General features: G+C 70.0%; 18 protein-coding genes. 12 read left to right on the top strand and 6 right to left on the bottom strand.

The window, feature by feature from the left end:
* Window positions 1-427: 427 nt before the first annotated feature.
* Together G6N16_RS20100 and G6N16_RS20095 are read left to right on the top strand one after the other, a co-directional pair.
* The gene (locus G6N16_RS20100; protein ID WP_083031267.1) at window positions 428-814 is read left to right on the top strand and encodes a phage holin family protein; all 387 of its coding nucleotides are present in this window, start codon (window positions 428-430) and stop codon (window positions 812-814) included.
* Window positions 815-821: 7 nt separating this feature from the next.
* Window positions 822-1,304, top strand: a complete 483-nt coding sequence (locus G6N16_RS20095) for a hypothetical protein (RefSeq protein WP_083031265.1) — start codon at window positions 822-824, stop codon at window positions 1,302-1,304.
* Between the two features lie 4 nt (window positions 1,305-1,308).
* Here the strand turns inward: G6N16_RS20095 and G6N16_RS20090 are convergent, their stop codons facing one another.
* The gene (locus G6N16_RS20090; protein ID WP_083031263.1) at window positions 1,309-2,811 is read right to left on the bottom strand and encodes a PTS transporter subunit EIIC; all 1,503 of its coding nucleotides are present in this window, start codon (window positions 2,809-2,811) and stop codon (window positions 1,309-1,311) included.
* Between the two features lie 46 nt (window positions 2,812-2,857).
* Between G6N16_RS20090 and G6N16_RS20085 the strand changes: the two genes are divergently transcribed.
* Window positions 2,858-3,316, top strand: a complete 459-nt coding sequence (locus G6N16_RS20085; RefSeq protein ID WP_083031281.1) for a PTS sugar transporter subunit IIA — start codon at window positions 2,858-2,860, stop codon at window positions 3,314-3,316.
* The gene (gene nagA, locus G6N16_RS20080; RefSeq protein ID WP_083031261.1) at window positions 3,309-4,457 is read left to right on the top strand and encodes an N-acetylglucosamine-6-phosphate deacetylase; all 1,149 of its coding nucleotides are present in this window, start codon (window positions 3,309-3,311) and stop codon (window positions 4,455-4,457) included. The genes G6N16_RS20085 and nagA overlap by 8 nt, the downstream gene beginning before the upstream one ends.
* A 26-nt stretch (window positions 4,458-4,483) precedes the next feature.
* On the opposite strand, the gene G6N16_RS20075 is transcribed toward nagA, so the two are convergent.
* Window positions 4,484-4,774, bottom strand: a complete 291-nt coding sequence (locus G6N16_RS20075; protein ID WP_083031260.1) for a hypothetical protein — start codon at window positions 4,772-4,774, stop codon at window positions 4,484-4,486.
* A gap of 347 nt (window positions 4,775-5,121) precedes the next feature.
* On the opposite strand from G6N16_RS20075, the gene G6N16_RS20070 reads away from it, so the two are divergent.
* Both G6N16_RS20070 and G6N16_RS20065 read left to right on the top strand, forming a co-directional pair.
* Window positions 5,122-5,838, top strand: coding sequence for an MgtC/SapB family protein (locus G6N16_RS20070; RefSeq protein WP_083031258.1), 717 nt, complete (start codon window positions 5,122-5,124; stop codon window positions 5,836-5,838).
* A gap of 108 nt (window positions 5,839-5,946) precedes the next feature.
* On the top strand, window positions 5,947-7,368 hold the full coding sequence (locus G6N16_RS20065) for an amino acid permease (protein WP_083031257.1): 1,422 nt from the start codon (window positions 5,947-5,949) through the stop codon (window positions 7,366-7,368).
* On the opposite strand, the gene G6N16_RS20060 is transcribed toward G6N16_RS20065, so the two are convergent.
* Window positions 7,346-7,693, bottom strand: a complete 348-nt coding sequence (locus G6N16_RS20060) for a hypothetical protein (RefSeq protein ID WP_083031255.1) — start codon at window positions 7,691-7,693, stop codon at window positions 7,346-7,348. The genes G6N16_RS20065 and G6N16_RS20060 overlap by 23 nt on opposite strands.
* A 23-nt stretch (window positions 7,694-7,716) precedes the next feature.
* On the bottom strand, window positions 7,717-7,989 hold the full coding sequence (locus G6N16_RS20055; protein WP_083031254.1) for a hypothetical protein: 273 nt from the start codon (window positions 7,987-7,989) through the stop codon (window positions 7,717-7,719).
* 192 nt (window positions 7,990-8,181) lie between these two features.
* Between G6N16_RS20055 and G6N16_RS20050 the strand changes: the two genes are divergently transcribed.
* From G6N16_RS20050 to G6N16_RS20035, 4 genes are read left to right on the top strand one after another with little or no spacing between them, the layout of a single operon-like run.
* Window positions 8,182-8,964, top strand: a complete 783-nt coding sequence (locus G6N16_RS20050; RefSeq protein WP_234805863.1) for an ABC transporter permease — start codon at window positions 8,182-8,184, stop codon at window positions 8,962-8,964.
* Window positions 8,961-9,851 (top strand): sulfate ABC transporter permease subunit, encoded by an 891-nt coding sequence (locus G6N16_RS20045; RefSeq protein ID WP_083031252.1) that lies wholly within the window; start codon window positions 8,961-8,963, stop codon window positions 9,849-9,851. Before G6N16_RS20050 ends, G6N16_RS20045 begins: the two co-directional genes overlap by 4 nt.
* Complete coding sequence (locus G6N16_RS20040) at window positions 9,808-10,857, top strand: sulfate/molybdate ABC transporter ATP-binding protein (protein ID WP_083031251.1); 1,050 nt, start codon at window positions 9,808-9,810, stop codon at window positions 10,855-10,857. The genes G6N16_RS20045 and G6N16_RS20040 overlap by 44 nt, the downstream gene beginning before the upstream one ends.
* Before the next feature lie 55 nt (window positions 10,858-10,912).
* Window positions 10,913-11,254, top strand: a complete 342-nt coding sequence (locus tag G6N16_RS20035) for a response regulator (protein WP_234805862.1) — start codon at window positions 10,913-10,915, stop codon at window positions 11,252-11,254.
* On the opposite strand, the gene G6N16_RS20030 is transcribed toward G6N16_RS20035, so the two are convergent.
* Complete coding sequence (locus G6N16_RS20030) at window positions 11,244-11,912, bottom strand: response regulator transcription factor (RefSeq protein WP_083031248.1); 669 nt, start codon at window positions 11,910-11,912, stop codon at window positions 11,244-11,246. The genes G6N16_RS20035 and G6N16_RS20030 overlap by 11 nt on opposite strands.
* Before the next feature lie 306 nt (window positions 11,913-12,218).
* Between G6N16_RS20030 and G6N16_RS20025 the strand changes: the two genes are divergently transcribed.
* Both G6N16_RS20025 and G6N16_RS20020 read left to right on the top strand, forming a co-directional pair.
* Window positions 12,219-13,175 carry an ATP-binding protein gene (locus G6N16_RS20025; protein WP_234805861.1) on the top strand — a complete coding sequence of 319 codons (957 nt, stop codon included), beginning with the start codon at window positions 12,219-12,221 and terminating at the stop codon, window positions 13,173-13,175.
* A gap of 97 nt (window positions 13,176-13,272) precedes the next feature.
* Window positions 13,273-13,524: a hypothetical protein gene (locus G6N16_RS20020; RefSeq protein WP_083031246.1), complete on the top strand. Its 252-nt coding sequence runs from the start codon at window positions 13,273-13,275 to the stop codon at window positions 13,522-13,524.
* Window positions 13,525-13,551: 27 nt separating this feature from the next.
* On the opposite strand, the gene G6N16_RS20015 is transcribed toward G6N16_RS20020, so the two are convergent.
* Entirely contained in the window at window positions 13,552-14,172 is a 621-nt protein-coding gene (locus tag G6N16_RS20015; protein WP_083031279.1) for an SACE_7040 family transcriptional regulator, read from the bottom strand.
* Between the last annotated feature and the right edge of the window lie 75 nt (window positions 14,173-14,247).

Genomic DNA, 14,247 nt, shown 5'->3' with positions numbered 1-14,247 from the left:
ACGGCTACCACGGGGGAAGTCGGGCGCGGATCAAGGACCGCCTGCCACTATCTCGTCGAAGGTGGGGATTGGCCAACCTTCGGGTTTGAGGGGCGCTCACGGTCGGCGGGGTGTGGGTGACGCGCCAACCCGCCGAACCCCGCGGTCTGATGGGGTGGCCCCGGCTTCCCCTCTGCTCCGCCGACACTCGCTTCGCTCGCATCACCTCCGCAGAGCCTCGCCGAACCGCGCGGTCTGATGGGGTGGCCCCGGCTTCCCCTCTGCTCCGCCGACACTCGCTTCGCTCGCATCACCTCCGCAGAGCCTCGCCGAACCGCGCGGTCTGATGGGGTGGCCCCGGCTTCCCCTCTGCTCCGCCGACACTCGCTTCGCTCGCATCACCTCCGCAGAGCCTCGCCGAACCGCCCGCCTGGCCTATCATCAGCGCATGCGGATGGTGATCAGCTTCCTGGTTTTCGTGGCCTCGGCGGCCCTCGGGCTCTTCCTGGCCTCGCAGTTCATCGACGATGTGCACCTGTCGCTGCACCCGGTCGGCTTCGTCATCGCGGTGCTGGCGTACGCGGTCGCCCAGGCCGTGCTTTCCCCGTTCTTCGCCAAGATGGCCAACCGGTACGCGCCGGCGTTCCTCGGCGGCGTCGGCCTGATCTCGACGCTGGTCGCGCTGTTCATCGCGACGTTGGTACCCAGTGGCGGACTGGAGATCCACGGGGTGGGGGCCTGGTCGGTGGCGACGGTGGTGGTCTGGCTGGTGACCGCACTGGCCACCGTTCTGCTGCCGCTGCTGTTCGTGAAGAAGAAGGCGGCCAACCGGTAGTGGGCTTGTGATTCGGCCTCAGCCCGGATGGCTGGTCGCCGCGTGCGCGGCCGGGCTGTCGGTGAGCTGCTGGCTGCCGTGGCTGGTCACCGGCGCCGACGGCGGCGGGCACGGGAACGCGATCGGCGGCACCGTCGGCGCACTGCACCTGCCGCCCGGATTCGGCACCGGCCAGCTGATCGTGCTGGGCGCGTCGGTGCTGCTGGTGGCGGCGGCGATGACGGCTCGCGGCCTGCTGGTGCCGTATTCGGCGATCGCCGGCCTGGTCCTCGGGCTGGGGCTGGCCGGGCTGATCGTCTGGTTCTACCGCCAGTACGTCGTCGCGCCGGTGCACCTGGGATACGGCTTCTACCTGGGTGCGGGGTTCACCGTGGCGGCCGTCGCGCTGGCGATCTGGTCGATCGTCGATGCGCTGGCCGCCCGGCGCGGCCCGGCACCGCCGCTTCCGCCGCCGCCGGCCGGCCCGACCACCCGGCTGCCCCGGTACTGACCGACTACCGCACCCGGTTGATCTCGTTCTTCAGTTCCTCCGAGCGGGTGCCGAAGACCGCCTGAATGCTGTCACCGACGTCGAGCACCCCGGCCGCGCCCAGCGCGGTCAGCCGCGCCTTGTCGACCTTCCCGCCGTCGGTCACCCGGACCCGCAGGCGGGTGATGCAGGCGTCGACGTCGATCAGGTTGTCCCGGCCGCCGAACGCGGCGATGAACTCCTCGGCCTCCCCGTCCGAGCCCGCCGGCGGCTCCCCGTCCGCCGTCGTGGCGTCCGGCTCCGGGTCTCGGCCCGGGGTCCGCATGTTCCACCGGGTGATGGCGAACCGGAACAGCACGTAGTAGACGACGGCGTAGACCAGGCCCATCACGATCAGCAGCCACACGTTGTGCGCGGCGGGCGCGGTGCCCCACAGCAGCAGGTCGATCAGGCCAGCCGAGAACGAAAAGCCCAGGTGGATGTCCAGCAGATAGGCGATCGACAGCGACAGGCCGGTCAGCACCGCGTGCACCAGATACAGCGGGAACGCCACGAACATGAAGGCGAACTCCAGCGGCTCGGTGATGCCGGTGACGAACGCGGTCAGCGCCGCGGCGGACAGGATGCCGAAGGCCACCCGTCGCTGACGGGCATTGGCCACGTGGATCATCGCCAGCGCGGCCGCGGGCAGGGCGAACATCAGGACCGGGTAGAAGCCGGCGGTCAGCGTCCCGGCGGTGGGGTCACCGGCGGCGAATCGCGGAATCTCACCGGTCACCGTGCCCTGCGGTCCCTGGTATTCGCCGTAGATGGTGAAGACATAGGAGTTGACGATGTGGTGCAGGCCGAGCGGGATCAGCAGCCGGTTGACGAACCCGTAGACGAACGCACCCAGCGCGCCCGCCCCGGCGATGAAGTGCGCGACCCCGGTCAGACCGGCGTCGAACAACGGGTAGAGGTAGCTCATGGCGAACGCCAGCACCAGCGCGGCCACGCTGACGACGATCGGCACGAACCGCCGTCCGCTGAAAAAGCCGAGGTAGGACGGCAGTTCGATAGTGTGATACCGGTCGAACAGCCAGGCCGTCAGCAACCCGACGACGATCCCGGTCAGCACGTGGTAGTCGATCTGCGCCTGGTGGCCGTCGTGGTCGAGCACCCCGGCCAGCACCACCGGGGACATGGAGCTGAACACCGACTGGGTGACCAGGTAGCCGACGACGGCCGCCAGCGCGGTCGACCCGTCGGCCTTGCGGGCGAACCCGATCGCCACACCGACGGCGAACAGCAACGGCAGCTGCGTGAACAGCGCCCCGCCGGCGGCGCTCATGGCGGAGAAGAAGGGGCCGATCACCGGGGTATGGATGCGGCCCAGCAGATCCGGCTGCCCGAGCCGGGCCAGCAGGCCGGCCGCCGGCAGCACGGCGATCGGCAGCATCAGTGCCTTGCCCAGGCGGACGAGACCCGCGAAGCCGGGGAGGGTCGGGCGGCCGCGGGTGGACGCGGCCGGGGTCACCGAATCGGTCATGGCGCAAACTCTAAGGCGAGAGCGTCGTCGTCGAATGGAGAGCGCCGTGGCCGCCACCGAAGTCCTGTCCCCGCTGTCGGGCCGCGTCGTCGCGCTCGCCGACGTCCCGGACCCGGTTTTCGCAGGCGGGATGGTCGGTGTCGGGGTGGCCGTCGACCCGGTGCGCGCCGCGACCACCGCGGTGGCCCCGGTCTCCGGCAAACTGCTCAAGCTGATGCCGCACGCCTTCATCGTGCTGACCGCCGGCGGCGTGGGAGTGCTGGTGCACCTGGGTCTGGACACCGTGGCGCTGGGCGGGCAGGGGTTCGAGGCGCTGGCCGCCGAGGGTGACGAGGTGTCCGCGGGCGCCGGAATCATCGGTTTCGACGTCGTCGCCGTCGAGGCGGCTGGCGCCAGCCCTATCACCCCGGTGGTGCTGCTCGACGAACGCGACGCCACCCGGCTCAAGATCCGCGACGTCACCGAAATCACCCTCGGCGCAGCACTGTTCACCGTCGATGACTGACTCGGTACTGCTGACGGCCGACACCGTCGCCACCGGCTCGGAGCTGCTGCGCCCGGGCTGGATCGAGGTGCGTGGGCCGGAGATCCTCGGCGTGGGAGCCGGCGCCCCGCCATCGCACGGGCGTGTCCGGGAGCTCGGGAATGTCGTCGTGACACCCGGGTTCGTCGACACGCACGTGCACGGCGGGGGCGGCGGTAGCTTCACCTCGGCCGCCGAGGTCGGGCCGGTCGCCGATTTCCACGCTCGGCACGGCACCACCACCCTGCTCGCGTCGCTGGTCAGCGCGCCACCCGACGAACTGCTGCGCCAGACGGCGGCGCTGGCCGAGCTGGTGGCCGACGGCGTGATCGCGGGCATCCACCTGGAAGGCCCGTGGCTGTCCACACACCGTTGCGGCGCCCACGATCCTGCGGCCCTGCGCGACCCCGAATCCGGCGAGCTGGACCGGCTGCTGGCCGCCGGGGCCGGTGCCATCCGGATGGTGACGCTGGCCCCCGAGCGGCCCGGAGCGCTGTCGGCGGTCGCGCGCATCGTCGCCGAGGGCGCGGTCGCGGCCGTCGGGCACACCGAGGCGACCTACGAGCAGACCCGCGCGGCAATCGACGTCGGGGCCACCGTCGGCACTCACCTGTTCAACGCCATGGCGCCGGTGCACCACCGCGAACCCGGGCCGGTGATCGCGCTGCTGGAGGACCCGCGGGTCACCGTGGAGCTGATCGCCGACCGGGTGCACCTGCACCCCTCGCTGTATCGGCAGGTGGCAGGCCTGGTCGGAATCAACCGGGTATCGCTGGTCACCGACGCCATGGCGGCCGCCGGCATGCCCGACGGCGACTACCGGCTGGGATCGCTTCCGGTGCGGGTGGACGCCGGGGTGGCGCGGGTGGCCGGCACCGAGACCATCGCCGGCAGCACCGCCACCATGGACCGGGTGTTCGCCAACGCGGTCGCCGACGGCGGGCCCGGCGGCGACGCCGAACTGCTGGCCGCCGTGCGTGCCGCCTGTGTCAATCCGGCTCGCGCGCTAGGGCTTTCGCCCCGCGGGCTGGTTGCCGGCGCCGGCGCCGATCTGGTGGTGCTCGATACGGATCTCGTGGTCAGTGCGGTGATGCGGGACGGGCGCTGGTTGCCCGTCGACTGACGCGCGGCCTCGGCGGGCTCCTACTGTCAGGAGTGTGCTGCCCCGGGCCCGGAGGCGTAGTCCGGGTACGGGTTGCCAGGCGAAGGCATGTTCTGCTTGTAGCCCTTGCGGACGCTGCGCGGGGAGAGCTGATTGCCCGCCTTCGGTGGCGTAAACGTCATAGTCGGCAGGCTCGCCGCGGGGGTCGGCTGGGTGACGGTGTGGTCGAAGCCACCGGAGTCATCGGCGTTTGCCGGGACGATGCCGGTCAACGCAAGGCTCAGGACGGTTGCGGCAGTGGCGATGGCGGCGGTGGCGGGAACGATTCTTTTCAACATTCCGAACTCTTTTCGATTTGTGTTCCTGGCCGACTCCGAACCCGCGAGGGGATCGGAATGCAGTCCAATCGCAGTGCACCGGCGGCGCGCGAGTGTAAATCCGCGGGACGCCGGTCGCTACGTTAATGAGAACAGCCGGATAGCGCTATTCATTTCCTACTATGACAACACTATGACAATAACCTATGACGAAGCTATGACAAAACTGTTTCGGTGATCGCGATCACTGACGGCGTCGCGTAGCGGACGGTCAGCGTGCTACCAGCAATCTGGCTGCGGTTGACCAAGCCGGGTGCCGGGCTTCTAATGAACCGGCTCCTTTACCCCGCCGACTTCGGGAGAACCCAGTGCTAGACCTCATCGATATCGGCGCGCGCATCGGCGCCGGGCTGGGCCTCGGCGCCGCCATCGGCCTGGAACGCCAGTGGCGTTCCCGCAACGCGGGCCTGCGCACCGCCGCTCTGGTCAGCCTGGGGGCGGCCCTGTTCGTGATCATGGGTGGGTTCTCCTTCGCCGGCGTGCACGACGCCGACCCGACCCGAGTGGCCGCTCAGGTCGCCTCGGGCATCGGCTTCCTGGGCGCCCGGGTGATCATGAAAGAGGGCGCGAACATCTCCGGGCTCAACACCGCCGCCACGCTGTGGGCCGCCGCGGCGGTAGGTTCCCTGGCCGGGGCCGGCATGTTCGCCCCCGCGGCGATCGGCACCGCCGCGGTGATGCTGGCCAACATCGTGTTGCGCCCGGTCGGGCGTGCACTGGACCGCACCCACGGGTCGGGCACCGAGACCGAAGGTGCCCAGTACCGGTTCGAGGTGGTCTGCGGCACCCAGGCCGAAACCCGGATCCGCAGCCTGGTCTTCGACGCGATCTCCCGGCCCAACTTCACCGTGCAGTCCATCGCCGCTGTGGATCTGCCCGGTGAGCAGGGCGTGCGCATCGCCGCCACGGTGATCGCCGACGAGCGCGACGACCACTGGGTCGAGGCCGCGCTGGCCGACGTGATCAAGGCGCCCGAGGTCACCGCGGTGCGCTGGAGTGCCGATGACATGGACCTGCGGGACTGACCCGGTCGGGGACCTGGGCCGTCGCTGCCGGGGTACCGAGCGGACACGGCGGCGACGAATCGGGGCCGTTGGCGTGCCGAGCGCACAAATCTGTGAGAGAAAGTTCCGGTGACTAACGCGGAAACGGGCACCCAGGGCACCGACGCCGGATACGAGCGCGGATTGTCGGCCCGCACGGTCCAGATGATCGCCATCGGCGGAGCGATCGGCACCGGGTTGTTCTGGGGCGCCGGCGGCGCGATCGAAAAGGCCGGGCCGGCCCTGATCCTGGCCTATCTGGTGGCCGGCCTGGCGATCTTCGTCATCATGCGCGCCCTGGGTGAGTTGCTGGTCTACCGGCCGGTCTCGGGCAGCCTCTCGGAGTACTCCGAGGAGTTCCTCGGCGTGTTCGCGGGCTTCGCCACCGGCTGGACGTACTGGGCGGTGTGGGTCACCACCTGCATGGCCGAGATCACCGTTGCCGGGCACTACGTGCAGTTCTGGGACTGGGGGCACAACATCCCGATCTGGGTGACCGCCCTGGTGGTGCTGGTCGTGCTCTTCGTCGCCAACCTCATCTCGGTCAAGGTGTTCGGTGAGGCGGAGTTCTGGTTCTCCATGATCAAGGTGACCGCGATCATCGCGATGATCCTGATCGGCATCGGCGTGCTGCTGCCGATCGCCGGGTTCGGCCCGGTCGCGGGACCCAGCCTGACCAACCTGTGGAACGACGGCGGGTTCTTCGCCACCGGATTCGACCGGGCGCTGCTCAGCCTGCAGATCGTGGTCTTCGCCTATGTGGGCGTGGAACTGGTGGGCGTCACCGCCGGTGAGGCGCAGAACCCGAAGGTGACGCTGCGCAAGGCCATCAACACCTTGCCGTTCCGCATCGGGATGTTCTACGTCGGCGCGTTGCTGATGATCCTGTCGGTGCAGAGTTGGCGCAACTACCACGCGGGCCAGAGCCCGTTCGTCGCGGTGTTCGAGTACATCAACATGCCCGCGGCCGCCGGCATCGTGAACTTCATCCTGCTGACCGCTGCGCTGTCGTCGTGCAACTCGGGCATCTACTCGACGGGCCGGATGGTGCGCAGCCTGTCCCAGCGCGGTGATGCGCCCAAGGCGATGCAGTCGCTGAGCTCCCGTCATGTGCCGTGGACGGCGATCGCGCTGTCGGCGGCCGTGATGGCCATCGGCGTCTACGTCAACTACGTATCCCCGGACGAGGCGTTCATCTACATCACCTCGGTCGCCACTATCGGCATCATCTTCGTGTGGGGCGCAGTTCTGGTGTCGCACATGGTGTACCGACGGCGGGTGGCCGCCGGGGCGCTGCCGGCGTCGGACTACCGGCTGCCCGGTGCGCCGTACACGACGGTCACCGCTCTGGGGTTCCTGGTGCTGGTCGTGGTGCTGCTGTTCTTCACCGACGACGGCCGCAGCGCCATCGTGGTCGGCGTGGCCTGGTTCGTGCTGATCACCATCGCCTACTTCATCCGCCGGGCGTTGCGGCCCGGCGGGCCGTCGGTCAGGACGACGACAGCCGTCTGATCTCGGCGCCGCCGGACTCCCAGGAGGCCAGCGCCGGGTCGATGACGCCGTCGTAGGCCAGCACCGCGGCGGTGCGCCCGTGAGCCAGGTCGGCGGCGATCGCGTCGAGTTCGGCGCGGTCGAACAACCCGGACGCGGCGCCGTCGAGGCCAGTCAGCACCGGGTCGACCCGGTCGGCGGCCACCGTGCTGGCCACCCCGTAGATGCTGTGCAGGAATTCCAGGTCCCGGACCTGCAGCTGCCCGCCGTCGGCCTGCTCGACGAGCAGGGCGAACCCACGGCGTACCGGGGCGGGGTCACTGAACTCGATCACGATGCGTTCCACGGCTCTGTTTGTACCAGGTGGGCTCAGGAGTGCACCTTGCCCATCGTGGAGTTGACATCCGGGTACGGCCCGGTCGGGGTCTCCAGGTTCGAGTGGTACTCGGTGCGGTTGCTGCGCGGGCTGAATTGCCACCCCCGCTCCGGCTCGGAGTAACTCTGCTGCGGCGCCTGGGCGGTCCGGGCGTTCTGGCTGTCGCCGTTGGTGTCGTTGTCGGCGGAGGCCGTCCCGGCGCCGGCCAGCAGGCCGAAGGTGATTGCGGCGGCGGCGATTCCGGCTGAGGCGACGGTGAGTTTCATGGTGCTCCTCGACTGATTCGGACTCGGGAAACCTGTCTCCTCCAGCATTTGCCCGGCCGCCGCCGATGTCGTCGGTGTTGCCAGCACACCCTGATTGCGGCTGCCCGCCATACCGAACGGATGCTGACCGCGACGCGCCGATCCGGGCGCCCGGGAACCCTTGATGGAGCCCTCGAAGATCAGGAGAACCTCGTGCGATCGTCAGCCGGAACCACCGTCGCGGCCGGGGCCACCGGTACCTGGCTGGGGGCGGTGGTCGCCCTTCCGCTGCTGGTGGTGGCCTGGGAATCGGTGCAGTCGGGTCCGGGTGGCTTCTGGTCCGCGGTGACCACCGGCGACGCCGTCGCGGCGCTGCGCACCACGGTGCTGCTGTCGCTGCTGGTCACCGTCATCAACATGGGATTCGGGCTGCTGGTCGCCTGGGTGCTGGTGCGCGACGACTTTCCCGGCAAGCGGGTCATCGACCTGCTGATCGACCTGCCTTTCGCGCTGCCGACGATCGTGGCCAGCATGGTGCTGGTGGCCCTCTACGGCCGCCACGGCCCGCTGGACCTGCAGTACAGCGCCGCCGGGGTGACGATCGCCCTGCTGTTCGTCACCCTGCCGTTCGTGGTCCGCGCGGTGCAGCCCGTGCTGCTGGAGTCCGACGCCGATGCCGAGCGGGCCGCCGCATCGCTGGGGGCCGGTGGCATAACCATTTTCGGCACCCTCATCCTGCCGGCGCTGGTCCCGTCACTGCTCACCGGCGCGGGGCTGGCGTTCTGCCGGGCGGTCAGCGAGTACGGATCGGTGCTGCTGATCGGCGGGATGATCCCGGGCCGCACCGAGGTCTCCTCCGGCCAGATCGCAGACCTGATCGGCCGCGGGGACCGGTCCGGCGCCGCGGCCGTCGCCGTCGTGCTGCTGGTGGTGTCGTTCGCGCTGCTGACCGCGCTGAAGGCGCTGGCCGCCCGGAGCCGGGGGCGGGCCCGGTGAGCCCCCGCTGGCGCCGGCCGGCCCGCTGTATCGCGGTGGGCTACGTGCTCGTGCTCATCGGGCTGCCGGTTGCGCTGATCGTCGCCCGGTCGCTGGCCCCGGGTGTGGCAACCCTGTGGGCCTCGATCACCACCCCGGCGGCGTTGTCGGCGTTGCGGCTGTCCCTGCTGCTGGTGGCGATCGTCGTTCCGGTCAACGTGGTCTTCGGTGTGGCGACGGCAATACTGCTGGCCCGGTGTCGATTCCGCGGCAAGCGCCTGCTGGAATCGCTGCTGGATCTGCCGTTCGCGGTGTCCCCGGTGATCGTCGGGCTGGCCGTGGTGCTGCTCTGGGGCACCGGTGGAGTGTTGGCCCGGCTCGCGAAGGAACTGGGGGTCAACGTCTTCGGACTCCCGGGGATGGTGGCGGCGTCGATATTCGTCACCGCACCCTTCGTCGTCCGCGAGGTGGAACCGGTGCTGCGCGAGATCGGGCCGGAGCCCGAACAGGCGTCGGCGATGCTCGGCGCCCGGCCCTGGCAGACGTTCCGGATGGTGACCCTGCCCGGCATCCGCTGGGGCCTGACCTACGGGGTCGTGCTGACCATCGCCCGCACCCTCGGGGAGTACGGCGCCGTCATGCAGGTCTCCGCGAACAACCCGGGTGTGTCCCCGACCCTGACGCTGCTGGTGTCCGCGCGCGATCAGCGCGGCGACGAATACGGCAGCTACGCCATCTCCACGCTGATGATGGCCATCGCCGTGCTGGTGCTGCTGGTCCAGGCGGGGATCACCTCCCACGGCAGGCGGGCCGCCGTCAAACGCGACACCGCAGTCGAATCAATCGGTGAGAAAGGGAGTTTCGATGACACGGGCGATCACCCTGCGCGGCATCTGCAAACGCTATGACGACCACGTCGCGCTCGACCACGTCGACTTCGACGTCTGCGCCGGCTCACTGACCGCGCTGCTGGGCCCCAGCGGGTCGGGCAAGTCCACCCTGCTGCGCACCATCGCAGGCCTGGAGACCCCCGACCGCGGACAGGTCGTCATCGGCGGTCGCGATGTCACCGGACTACCCCCGCAGGACCGGGGCATCGGCTTCGTGTTCCAGCACTACGCGGCCTTCAAACACATGACGGTCCGGCAGAACGTGGGGTACGGCCTGCGGGTCCGCAAGGTCGCCAGGCGGGAGATCGCGGCGAAGGTCGACGCGCTGCTGGACACCGTCGGTCTGACCGCGATGGGCGACCGCAACCCGCAGCAGCTCTCCGGCGGGCAGCGCCAGCGGATGGTGCTGGCCCGCGCGCTGGCGGTTGACCCCGAGGTGCTGCTGCTCGACGAACCGTTCGGCGCCCTGGACAACGGGATGCGCCAGGACCTGCGCAGCTGGCTGCGCCGCCTGCACGACACCGCGCGGGTGACGACGGTACTGGTCACCCACGACGAGGCCGAGGCGTTCGACGTCGCCGATGAGATCGCGGTGTTCAACTCCGGGCGCATCGAGCAGACCGGCAGTCCCGAAGAGGTCTACGACCGGCCGGTCAACGGTTTCGTGATGTCGTTCCTGGGCCCGGTCGCCTCGCTGGACGGGGTTCTGGTGCGCCCGCACGACATTCGGGTCGGCCGCTACCCGGCGATGGTGATGGCCGCCGACGAGACCGCGGACTGCTCGGGCGTGGTCAAGGCGGTGGTCGACCGGGTGGTGTACCTGGGCTTCGAGGTTCGCGTCGAGATGACGAACGCGGCCGATGGAGCGCCGTTCTCCGCCCAGATCACCCGCGGCGACGCCGAGTCCTTGCTGCTGCGCGGCGGGGATGTGGTCTACGTGCGGGCGACGCGCAGCCCGGAGCGACCCGGCTGGGGGTCCGGCGGTGGTGTGCAGAGTTTGGCCAGAGTTAACCATGAGATCTAGTGCAATTTCGCCCACCGGCGGCCAGAATCGGGGCACCGACTTGAGGAGGAGCCTGGTGCGCTGCGTGATCGTCGACGACAGCCGGGCCTTCCGCGAGTCCGCCCGCCGGCTGCTGGAGTTCGGTGGCGCCGACATCGTTGGTATGGCATCCAACAGCGCCGACGCGCGGGCCTCGGTAGACGAGCTGCACCCCGAGGTCACCCTGGTGGACGTGCACCTGGGCGCCGAGAGTGGTTTCGACCTGGCGCGTGAACTGGCCTCCGGCACCGCGGTGATCCTCACCTCGACGGCCCCGGAGACCGACCTCGCCGAACGGATCGCCGCCAGCCCGGCTCGGGGTTTCGTGGCCAAGTCGGCGTTGTCGGTCGGTGCGATCCAGGAGCTGCTCAGGGCCTGACCGCATCCGACAGGAACGCGATCGCCGCGAGCACCCGGCGATGGTCGTCCTCGCCGTCGGGCAGGTCCAACTTCGTCATCACCCGTCGTACGTGCTTTTCCACCGTGCTCTCGGTGATCCACAGCGCGCGGCCGATGCCGGCGTTGGAGCGGCCCTCGGCGATCAGCGCTAGCACCTCCCGCTCCCGCTGGGTCAACTCGGCCAGCGGGTCGACCCGGCGGCGGGTGTTGACCAGCTCGGCCACCACGGCAGGGTCCAGCACCGTCGACCCGCGGGCCAGCCGCGCCAGCGCCTCGCAGAAGTCCTCGACCGCGGCGACCCGGCTCTTGAGCAGGTACCCGAGGCCTCCGGCGCCGGACACCAGCTGCAGGGCGAACTCGGTGTCCAGGTGCGCCGAGAGCACCAGCACCGCCGTGGACGGCCACCGCTCGCGGATCGTCAACGCGGCCTGTAGACCCTCGGTGGTGTGGGTGGGTGGCATCCGGATGTCGACGACGGCGACCTGTGGCCCGGTGTCGGCGACGATGCGCAGTAACTCCTGGGGATCGGCGGCCTGACCGACGACGTCGTAGCCGGACCGCTCGAGCACGCTGACCACTCCCGCGCGGTACAGCGCGTCATCGTCGGCGACGGCCGCCGTCGGCTTCTCGGCACTCATAGGTCTTCCACGGTAGCCACTCGCGGACCGTCACAGCATCGCTCCAAAGACCTCACAGCGGATCTCAAGGTTGTTGTCCGACAAGGATTGACGATTCTCTCAGGTCCGTGTGACTACTCTCGATGCAGCGGAATTGCCGCAATTGCGGTGGAGGTGAAGGTGACTGTCGAGGATGCGGTGAAAATCCACCCGACGCAGAAATCCGGCCGGCGGCGCGAGATGAATGAAACCGGTTGGATAACCGATGAATTCACCCGTGTCCGGTGGCTGACGCACGGAACGCCTTCGGCCACATGGGGATTGGTGGTGCTGGCGGCATTCCTGGTCGCCGAGACCGCGGCCGTGGCGGTGCTCACCCAGCTGGATCCAGCCGAGCGCCTCGGCGCGGTCTACGTGCCGGGGGTGCTGGTCGTGGCCACCTTCTGGTCGTTGCCGATGGCGCTGGGGGCCGCGGTGCTGTCCGCGGTGGCCTTCGACTGGGTGCGGGGATTCGACAGCAGCGGGCAGCTCTTCCACATCGAAGCGGCCCATCTGGTCAGCCACCTGGGCCTGGTTCTGGTGGCGGTGACGGCCTACCTGCTGGCGCGGCTGGCCCGGGCGCGGGCCGGGGCGCTGCAGGCCAGCTACGACGAACTGCAGGCGTCGCGGACTCGGATCGTCACGGCGGCCGACGCTGCCCGGCGGAGGCTGGAGCGCGATCTGCACGACGGTGCCCAGCAGCGCCTGGAATCGGTGAAGCTCGATGCCCGGCTGGCGGCCGAGATGGCCGCCGTCGACGACGACGGGCTGGCCGATCAACTGGCTCGGATTGTCGCCGGGCTGTCCGAGGTGTCCGAGGACCTGCGGGAGTTTTCCCGGGGCATCCATCCCGCGGTGCTGGCCGGGGGTTTGGCGCCGGCGCTGCGGACGCTGGCCCGTCGTTCGGCGGTTCCGGTGGACCTGACCTCCGACATCGCCGGAACCCTGCCCGCGCCGGTCGAGCTGGCCGCCTACTACGTGGTGGCCGAGTCGCTGACCAACGCCGCCAAGCATGCCCGGGCCGAGGCGGTGGCGGTGCGCGCGGAGACGCGCGACGGGTGGCTGCGGCTGCGGGTGACCGATGACGGCGCCGGGGGCGCCGATGCCCGCGGCGGCTCGGGCCTGGTCGGTCTGGCCGACCGGGTCGCGGCGCTCGGCGGGCGACTGCGGGTGACCAGTCCCCGCGGGGACGGCACCACGGTGGCCGCCGAGCTGCCGCTTACCCAATGGGCGAATAGCGGCTAGCCGTACCGCCGGTGTGCGGCCAGCGGCGATGACCGGGCGGCCGGTGATCGCGAAGGTGGAGGGGTCCGGAGAATCCCCGAAGTCACCGAGGACGAGTATGAAGCGAATCACCTTCTGGCTGGCGACGGCACTGGCGGTCGGCGGCCTGACCGTCGTGGCCCCCGGCGTCGCCGTCTCGCACGCGGACACCGGGCGGTGCGCGCACAGCGCGAACTGCACGGGTGCGTCGAAGTCCCACACCGATACCGCCCCGGCATCGGTGCCGTATGAGAGCGGGGAGGACCCGCTGGTCCCCGAGGGCGGCAACCCGATCGTGATCCTCCCGCCCGGATACTCCCTGGCGTTCTGACCCGGCGGGCCGGCCGCGGCGTCGGGGTCAGGCTCGGGTGTTCGCGTGCAGCGCGGCGACAGTCATGGCCCGCAGCACCGCCCGGGATTCCGCCGCGGACGGCCTGCCGCCGGCCGGTGTCGCGCTGTAGGGCGTGGAGTTCATCAGGCCGAAGGCGGCGTGTGCCATCAGCCGGGCCTTGTCCTCGGCCAGGCCGCGGTTGAGGTCGCGCAGGACGCCGACCCAGATCTCCACGTACTGCCGTTGGCTCTTGCGCACCTGGCGCAGCGCCGCCGGGGGCAGGTTGGCCAGGTCGCGGTCCTGGATGCGGATCAGGTCGGGTTCGCCGAGGGTGAAGTCGAGGTGGAAGTCGATCAGGCCGTCGAGCGCGGCGGCCGGGTCCCGGGCGGTCTCGGCGACCACGGCATTGCCGCCGGCCAGCAGTCGGGCGCTGATCTCCTGCAGCAGCTCGACGAGGAGGGCTTCCTTGTTGGGGAAGTGGCGGTAGATGGCCGGGCCGCTGACCTCGGCGGCCGCACCGATGTCCTCCAGCCGCACGGCCAGGAATCCGCGTTCGGCGAACTGCCGTTCGGCGGCGGCCAGCAGCTGCGCGCGGCGATCCGACTTGAGTCGGCTGCGCGTCGTCGGCATGGGTGCTGCGCCGGGCATCGCGACCTCCGAAATCACACCTGGACATTTCGGTTAATCGATATTAACCTACCACGAGTTAGTGATCATTAACTG

The organism is Mycolicibacterium insubricum (genome assembly GCF_010731615.1).
Classification (GTDB): domain Bacteria; phylum Actinomycetota; class Actinomycetes; order Mycobacteriales; family Mycobacteriaceae; genus Mycobacterium; species Mycobacterium insubricum.
Note: the sequence above shows the minus strand (reverse complement) of the source record. Positions and strands in the feature narration are given on the sequence as shown.